Below are 7704 nucleotides of genomic sequence, written 5' to 3'. Positions count from 1 at the left end.
CCCCGTGACTAATGACAAGGGCTAAATCAGACACGCGAAAAATTATCTGCGGATTTTAGGATTTATTTTTTCTTTCGAGCGCCAGTATCTTCGAGCTTTATCTCAAAGATATGAATAAGCTCGACAATAGAAAACGTAGGACGTCTGTTCTATTTTGGGGAATTATGAATCAGCTTCAAGGTGTAGGGATTGCGCTTGCCAGTCAGTCCAAAGAAGGATTCGTCGTTGCCAAGAACGTTAAAGCGGCGTAGTTGTGCTTGGTCATAAAGACCGTTGCCGTCAGTATCACTAAAGGTAACGAGCGTACTCCATCCCAGTTTCAGGTAACCGGCATTGGCGTAGGTGAATCCAAGTTGTCGGCGTTGCACGCCCTGCAGCTGATTGCCCTGTATGCTGATGCTGTCGCCAGCCGTGAGCAGATAGAAGTTCTGGTCAAGACTGTCACCGCGTTCCTCAAGTGAGTGGTTATGTCCAAAGAAGAAAATGATGTCATGCGTCTCCGCAGCACGACTTAGCGCCTCGAACCAGTATATGCCGCCGGGGTTGTCGCCTCGATGGGCATGCATCGGTACATGACTCATCACCACGATGGGTTCATGATTGCTGAGCGTCGAAACCCACGAAGTAAAACTTGCAGCCGCCGACTCTGCAGAGGCTCCGAAGGGGTCGGTCACGTCAATACCGTTGTAAGCCCTCAGTGGGCGGTGTTCGTCTGACGGTGCTTGAGGTCGTTCTCCATCGCCATGTTCATTCTGGTCTTCTGGTGGCGGTCCGACACTTTCATCAGCATGATCACCCTGCTCCTCATAGAGTGCGACGGCAGCCTGAACCAGTGAGTCGGTGTCATACGCCATCTGGGCGTAACTGATACCATAGACATAATAGCCATTGCAACGGTGAGGGCCGCTGAAGAAGGCCCCGTAATCGTCGGTGCAGTTGCGGTCGTGAGAGCCATAGGTGAAGAGCACGTCGGTCAATTCCGGGCAGAGCGTGCCGAAGATTTCGCCGCGCATGTCATCAAGGCTGAAGTCAGGTTGCCCTATTTTACCAATGTCTGGACCTTTGCCCACATAGTCGCCTCCGAGCAGTACCACGCGCGGGATGACGACATCCATAGTGCTTACGACCTTTTGCAGTGACTGGGCCAAGTGATTTCCCTCGCCTGCTTCATGGCGATCTGTGGCTACAAAGAGTGAGGTACTCATCATCGTTCTACGACTGTCAACTGTGGCATTGTCGTTGTTGGAGCAGGATGTCAGCGAAGCCATACAACTGAAGGCCAACATGGCTACAATAATGTAAAACGTTGTTCTTTTCATGTCTTGCTATATTTTATTATTCATTACATTTCCCTGATTGCTAATGCGCTACGGTTTGACAAGCAAAACGCCCTACATCACACCCTCGACGTAAATCTCATCGGCAAAATTCGGCAATAGTATCGTCAAGACATACAAAAGGGGCCCGCGTTCCCAAACTCTGCTGCAAAGGTACACTATTTCTTTGAAATAGCCGCCACTTTTGCCGGAAAACTTACGATAACGTTTGATGAGCGTCACAGAGCGTCACAGGCGCGGAGTTCTGTGTTTTTTTGTGTATTTTCTTGCAACATTCAAATATAATCATTATCTTTGTCGCGGAAAATTAAAACAATGATAATGAGAAAGTTTTATAATATATGAAAGATGTTTTATTAACTATACTGCTGTGCTTATTTGCCATAGAAGTTCCTGCTGACAGCTGGGATGAAGGGAACTTTAAGCCCTATAACACCGATGTCGTGCTAGAGAAGACAAACCTGCCCATCCTGTTCATCAACACCCGCGACGAAGCCGGCCATACCACCGCCATCCATAAAGACTACCAAGTGGCAGTGCGTATGAAGATCATCAACAATGCTGACGGGGTGAACTACGGCGACACGGTGGCACATCCGAATCAGACCATTGACTATGAAGGTTGGGTAGGCATCAAGTACAGAGGTAGCAGCTCATTTTATGACTCCGACAAGAAACCTTATGGTTTCAGAACCTTGAAAACGGCTGACGTGAACGGAAAGAAAGAGAAAGTGAAACTGCTCGGTTTGCCAGAGGACAACAACTGGGTGTTGCTGGCGCCCTATCATGACCGCAGTCTGATTCGCGATCCGCTGGTGTATCAACTCTCACGCCCCTACTTCGAATTCACGCCTAAGTGCAAATTCTGCGAGATCATCGTCGACGGCATCTACTATGGTGTCTATATCCTCTGCGAGAAAGCAAGCAAGGGCGAGAACCGCATGAACTTTACTGATCCAGGCGACATCGGCGACGAACTGACTGGCGACTATATGGTAGAGATAGACCGTGATAATGAGCCACACTTCGTATTGAAATACAAGATGTACGACCATGACATCTGCGCAAAGTACCACTTCCCTGAGTACGAGGAAATATCAAGTGAACAGATGGCCTATATCAAGCAGCGGTTTGACGAGTTGGAGGATGTGCTCAACAGCGACGGTTTTGCTGACAAGGAGAATGGCTACAGCAAGTATATCGACGTGGAAAACTTCATCAATTACCAGTTGATGACGGAGTTCTGCCAAAACCCTGACGGTTATCGTCTGAGTACCTATATCTATAAACGACGTGACTCTGTGGATCCGCGATTCAAGATAACCCCTTGGGACTACAACATGACCTTCGGCAATAATATCGCAGCAGGAGATTTCCTCTATGAGCAATGGGTATATGAGAAAGGACAGAAAGCGGGGCTGTTAGGCAAGCTGCCTGTGCCTTTCTGGTGGAAACGGCTAACAGAAGACGAAGCCTATTGGAAACGCATGAAGGAGCGATGGGCTGAATTACGAACCAGCACACTGAGCGACCAGCACGTCACTGAAATGATGGACTCTCTGGTCAACGAAGTAACGATTGGAGGTGCCTGTGAGCGCAATTATCAGGCATGGCCCATCTGGGACAAAGAGATTCCCCTGGCTCCCACCACTGCCACAAACTATGATGAGGAAATAGCCCTCATGCGTGAATGGACTAAGAAACAAGTGGCGTGGATTGACGAACAACTGGGTTTCGATCCTACGGGTATCATCTCTATTCAGAATGTGCCATTCGTCAAGCGTAAAGACAATGATGACTGGTATGATCTTCAAGGTCGTAAGTTCGCCCCCAAACCCACCGCCCGAGGCATATACATACACCAAGGCAAAAAGGAATTAATCAAATAGCAGGACAACATGGGGCAAGGCACCTTTGCGCCCAATGTTGTTCATACCATTATTTTTAAGTTCGACAATGTTTGGCTCACAAGGTGTCAGACACTTTGTGTTCGGGGAATAACACGGATCAGAAGGCCAGGCAGGGGAGCACTCGGAAGCTCCAGCTCTTGTTGGACTTCTCGAGGAAGGTACCCTGATTGAAGTCGTAGACCCAGATGCTGTTGCCGTCGGCAGACTTGTCGCTGGTGACGAAGTAGTAGCCCGTCCCCCCGCCATGCATAACGAATCTATTCATGTCGATGAAGCCGCTGGCGGCGAATCTCCCCCTGTCGTCGGGCGTCTCGCCGGGATTGCAGGAGCAGGCGTCGAACATCAGTTTCACCTCGTCTCTTGTGGGCAGTCGCCAGGTGCATCCTGCGGGGGCGGGCTTAGTCTTGGCAAACGTCTCCACGCGCTGGGGGGCATACTGCAGCAGGGTGGTGCTGACGGTTTGCTCGGTGAATACAGCCAGTCCGTGCTGGTAGTCCTTGCCCTTGCCCACGTAGGCTATCATGCCTAGCGGTGTGACTTTGTGGCGCAAGGCTATCTCGTGGGTGGGATATACCTTGCCGTCGCTGGCAATGACGTAGCCCACGTGGTCGGGGGTGACGTCCTTCATGTCTACGATGTCCTTCTTGTAGACCGTATACATGTAGCCGAAGTCCTCGCGGGTGCGCTCCACGGTGTAGCCGTCGGCTGCCAGTTTGCTGAAGTCGTAGTCGTCGCCCTCGCCGAGGAGTCCGTCTTTGGCGCCCATCAGGTATAGGAATCCGTGGCCCTTGAGCTTGATGCTGCCCTTGGTGTCGATGATGCGGATGTCGATGCCGTCGGTTTTCAGCGCGTTACACCCGCTGAGGATGAAGGTGAGTTCCTCGTTGGCATCGAGCCTGATGATGGGGCTCGGTTTTGCACTTCTGCCCGGTTCGGCTATACTGGCAGCCCTGAGGCTGATGGTGCCGCCGTGGGCCAGTTCGAACGTGGCGCGATGGTAGAAACGGGGCATGAGGCCGGTGTACGACAGGTTGGCGGGATTGTCCGTCACCTTGTAGAGTCCGCTGGCGTCGGCCTTTCCCGATGTGCCCTTGAGCAGGTAGCGCTTGGCACTGTCGCTGGCGTCGGCTCCGCCGTGTATCTGGGCAGCCCAGTACTCGGTGACGCCTGTCATGTCGTCGCCCGCCTGCTCGTAGACGAGTCCGGTGGCCTCATCGGTGAGTGTCTCGCCGGTGAGTGTCAGGCTGCGGGACAATTCGCTCTGCTGGCTCATGGTGTAGTCGACGCGGTTGCCCGCGATGGTGTAGGTCATCTGGCCGTCGTCGCCATACCTGTTGGCATCGCCGAAGACCATCGTCTCATCCATCAGGTAGTAGAGCTCGCAGAAGCCGGTGCCGTCGGCATTGAACTGCAGCACGCGGGCTATGCAGTCGTAGGGCAGTTCGTCGTCGGTCACCTCGCCGCTCTTCTCTTCATAGCTGATCCACTGTCCGGTGACGCCTGTCGGCAGAGGCGTTGCGGGGTCATCAGTCGTGCTGCATGCAGTCAGCACTGTCAAGCCGCAAACGAGGATGGCGGTCATCAGCACGCCAACAAGTGTCTGACACTTCGTGGGCATGGAGAACATTTTTCTTTTCATATTTGCTTGTATTATCATGATCATCAATGTGCAAAAATAAGCATTTCTCCGCATCCGTCCAAGAGATTTGCCGATTTTCTGCCGAAAGTGATGGCGTTTTTGGGAAAAAGGCGTAACTTTGCAGCGCGTTTTAAGAACTATATGCGCTGAGAGTTAACAATATATGAAACCAAAAATAACGAAATGATGAAAAGAAAAACATTGATGTGGATGCTGGCCGCCATCCTCTGCTGCGGCCTGACAACGGGGCTGACGGCGTGCAGCACCAACGACGACAACCCTTCTGGCCCGACGACCGAGACGACCGAGGAGCTGTGGATCAGCTACGAAGAGAAAGTGGGCACCGTGACCGACGAGAAGCTGGAGTACGACCAGATAGCGCGGCTGATCCAGCTGAACAGCGACGGCACGGGCTTCGTGGAGCGCTTTTATCTCATGGACGGGATGTTCGTATGGGGCGACCAGGAGCGCTACGGCGAGGAGTGGACGCTGACGTACATGATAGCCCACGGCATGGTTTCGTACACCACCAAGGGCGGCCTGACGGGCACCCTGCTCATCGAGGGCGACACGATGACCGACGAGGAGGGGCGCACCTATGAACAGGCCGACGAGCTGACGGCGCTCATTACCGAGGAGTGGGCATCGGACGTACACGGGGGCAACGACATACAGTGGTCGTCATTTCTGGTGCGCGGCAACGATGTCAAGGAGAACCAAGACTGCGAGTTCATCGTAGAGGGCAACCCCTCGGACGTGCACGTCTACAGTTTCTGCTCCCGCATCTGCCACTACAACAGCTTCAGGCTCCGCCACGGCGGCAACATGGAGCTGCGCTACGCCCGCATCACCACTGAACACGACCAGCTGCCCCCAGAGGCACCCGCAGTCATCGTGGAGGGCGACGAGCCGCTGACGCTCACCCTGACGGGCAGCAACATGATGATGACCAAGGGCGAACACGCTATCGTGGCCAAGGGCGGCGTGAAGCTCAAGGGCAACGGCGAGCTGCAGGTGCAGAACAACAGGAAGGACAAATACGGCATCTCGACGGTAAATACTGACGAGGACGCGGGGCAGCTGGCTGCCGAGGGCTACGAGGTGAGTTTCAAGACTGTCGTGGATGAGTTCTCCAACAGGGAGATGGCCGTCTACAACGTGAAGCCGAAGGAGACGGTGGCCCTGAGCGAGGTCAAGGCCGAGCATGTGGGCTACGTGATCGCTTCCGACGGCAGGGTGTATCCCACCCGTAAGGCAGCCGCCGACAAGGGGGTGGAGCCGCTGGCCATGATTGCCTATGTGAACGCCGGTGGCGGGCACGGAATGGCCGTAGCAATCCAGACTGCCAACATCCCGATCGAGGACTACGCCAAGGCTCATCCGGTGGCGGGCTGCACCTGGCTGCTGCCTTCGAGAGCTGAGGTGCTGAAGATGGTCGACGGCTGTGCCGGCTTCAACGGTGACGAGAAGGCCGTGGATCGCGGCAAGTATCAGGGTGTCAATATGTTCGATGCGCAGATCTACGCCAACGACGGCGACGATGGAAAAGCCCCTCGGAATCTGATGACCAGCGAGACGGGTAAGCAGAAGGGCTCGAGAGTATTCTACCACACAGCCGCCAGCAGGTTCCTGACGCTGAAGAACGTCAGCCCGAGCGTCAGCTACCCGCCCTGCCTGACCTTCTGAGCGGTCGGCAGCGACTGAGGGATACCTATAGAAGAGGGCTGGAATGTTCCAGCCCTCTTGCTTTTGTTATTTCTCCCACTGATCGAACCTGAATCCGCCCAGTTGAAAAGCCGTGGGGACAGGTACCTGAGTCATAGCAGTCATCTCGTTGAGCAGTTTGACTGCTTTCTTGAAAGATGCAGGTTCGCTGCGCTTCAGTTTGGCAAGACCCTCTTGGGCTTCAGGAGAATAAGTAATAGCGTATTTCATCAGAGCGACTCTAACCAGGCATTCATGTCGTCTTTATTCATGAAGGTGATGCCCTTACCCTCAGCGATCTCTTTCTCAGCCTTATCAACACGGGCCAAGAACTCTTCTTTTGTGAGCAGCGTCGAATCTGCTTTTTTCTCAGCAACGAGTTTGCGCAAGTATTTTGTCGCTCGTTTCAGCAGGTTCTCGTCTTCGGCAATGATGCTCATGTTTCGAAGCATCTCTGCATTAAGTTGCATTGTTGTCATACCTAACAAATTATTTATTCTGCCTGCAAAAATAGATATAAATTCTGAAACTACAAAATAAAAACTGAAAAAACAATATATATGAACGAAGCGCAGACACGTTTTAACAAGATAGACCCCAAGCTGAGGGATGATCAGAGGGAGGATGATCAGAGGGACAGGTACCTGTCTCCACGGCTACCCTAAGGTGTAACCCGCACCGCGCGTTCTTTGCTCGTTCTGGCACGTCGCTCTTTGACTTACCGACACAAACGGATAAAAAATCTCGGATATCCTTGGATATTTGGGGAAATAGTCGTATCTTTGCAGCCGTGGCAAGCGGGCCACGGTGGCAGAGGCCGAATGCGAGATGACGCAGAGCGTGCGGCCCGACGAACTGCGGGCGGCGGTGGTGAGCGCCCTGAGGGTACATCGCAACTTCAGGGCACGCCCCGTCATCGTGGACCGGCGATTCTTCGTGGAGGACTCCGAGGCGGAGCAGGTCATGGTGGTAAGTGAAGCCGACGGACTGCCCCGGCACCTTGGCACTAAGGAGACACCGCGCACTTAAAGAAAGTAGAATGACAATATGAACGAAGTTCAGAGAATCGACCTGAACGACTATGTTCAGACGGGCGAGGGCGGGACGGCCCAGG

The 7704-nt window shown here is 53.3% G+C and carries 7 protein-coding genes; 3 read left to right on the top strand and 4 right to left on the bottom strand.

Going from position 1 to position 7704, the window contains the following annotated elements; genetic code table 11:
* Window positions 1-149: 149 nt before the first annotated feature.
* Window positions 150-1319 (bottom strand): hypothetical protein, encoded by a 1170-nt coding sequence (locus Q0R57_RS14310; RefSeq protein ID WP_294749120.1) that lies wholly within the window; start codon window positions 1317-1319, stop codon window positions 150-152.
* Between the two features lie 359 nt (window positions 1320-1678).
* On the opposite strand from Q0R57_RS14310, the gene Q0R57_RS14305 reads away from it, so the two are divergent.
* Window positions 1679-3226 carry a CotH kinase family protein gene (locus Q0R57_RS14305; RefSeq protein ID WP_294749119.1) on the top strand — a complete coding sequence of 516 codons (1548 nt, stop codon included), beginning with the start codon at window positions 1679-1681 and terminating at the stop codon, window positions 3224-3226.
* Between the two features lie 118 nt (window positions 3227-3344).
* Here Q0R57_RS14305 and Q0R57_RS14300 read toward each other — a convergent pair whose 3' ends face one another.
* Complete coding sequence (locus Q0R57_RS14300; protein ID WP_294749118.1) at window positions 3345-4886, bottom strand: hypothetical protein; 1542 nt, start codon at window positions 4884-4886, stop codon at window positions 3345-3347.
* Window positions 4887-5069: 183 nt separating this feature from the next.
* Here Q0R57_RS14300 and Q0R57_RS14295 point away from each other — a divergent pair, with 183 nt between their 5' ends.
* Window positions 5070-6572: a hypothetical protein gene (locus tag Q0R57_RS14295; RefSeq protein ID WP_294749117.1), complete on the top strand. Its 1503-nt coding sequence runs from the start codon at window positions 5070-5072 to the stop codon at window positions 6570-6572.
* A gap of 66 nt (window positions 6573-6638) precedes the next feature.
* On the opposite strand, the gene Q0R57_RS14290 is transcribed toward Q0R57_RS14295, so the two are convergent.
* Both Q0R57_RS14290 and Q0R57_RS14285 read right to left on the bottom strand, forming a co-directional pair.
* On the bottom strand, window positions 6639-6821 hold the full coding sequence (locus Q0R57_RS14290) for a hypothetical protein (RefSeq protein WP_294749115.1): 183 nt from the start codon (window positions 6819-6821) through the stop codon (window positions 6639-6641).
* Window positions 6821-7069 carry a hypothetical protein gene (locus Q0R57_RS14285; protein WP_294749113.1) on the bottom strand — a complete coding sequence of 83 codons (249 nt, stop codon included), beginning with the start codon at window positions 7067-7069 and terminating at the stop codon, window positions 6821-6823. The genes Q0R57_RS14290 and Q0R57_RS14285 overlap by 1 nt, the downstream gene beginning before the upstream one ends.
* A gap of 342 nt (window positions 7070-7411) precedes the next feature.
* Between Q0R57_RS14285 and Q0R57_RS14280 the strand changes: the two genes are divergently transcribed.
* A complete protein-coding gene (locus Q0R57_RS14280; RefSeq protein WP_294749112.1) occupies window positions 7412-7567 on the top strand; it encodes a hypothetical protein in 156 nt (51 codons plus the stop codon).
* The last annotated feature ends 137 nt before the right edge of the window (window positions 7568-7704 follow it).

This window comes from uncultured Prevotella sp., assembly GCF_946407605.1.
Taxonomy (GTDB): Bacteria; Bacteroidota; Bacteroidia; order Bacteroidales; family Bacteroidaceae; genus Prevotella.
The sequence above is the reverse complement of the archived record's forward strand: the minus strand, read 5'-3'. Positions and strand labels throughout refer to the sequence as shown.

Coding starts and splice junctions, on each gene's coding strand:
- Q0R57_RS14310 (WP_294749120.1), bottom strand. CDS start 1,319: ATGAAAAGAACAACGTTTTACATTATTGTAGCCATGTTGGCCTTCAGT.
- Q0R57_RS14305 (WP_294749119.1), top strand. CDS start 1,679: ATGAAAGATGTTTTATTAACTATACTGCTGTGCTTATTTGCCATAGAA.
- Q0R57_RS14300 (WP_294749118.1), bottom strand. CDS start 4,886: ATGAAAAGAAAAATGTTCTCCATGCCCACGAAGTGTCAGACACTTGTT.
- Q0R57_RS14295 (WP_294749117.1), top strand. CDS start 5,070: ATGATGAAAAGAAAAACATTGATGTGGATGCTGGCCGCCATCCTCTGC.
- Q0R57_RS14290 (WP_294749115.1), bottom strand. CDS start 6,821: ATGAAATACGCTATTACTTATTCTCCTGAAGCCCAAGAGGGTCTTGCC.
- Q0R57_RS14285 (WP_294749113.1), bottom strand. CDS start 7,069: ATGACAACAATGCAACTTAATGCAGAGATGCTTCGAAACATGAGCATC.
- Q0R57_RS14280 (WP_294749112.1), top strand. CDS start 7,412: ATGCGAGATGACGCAGAGCGTGCGGCCCGACGAACTGCGGGCGGCGGT.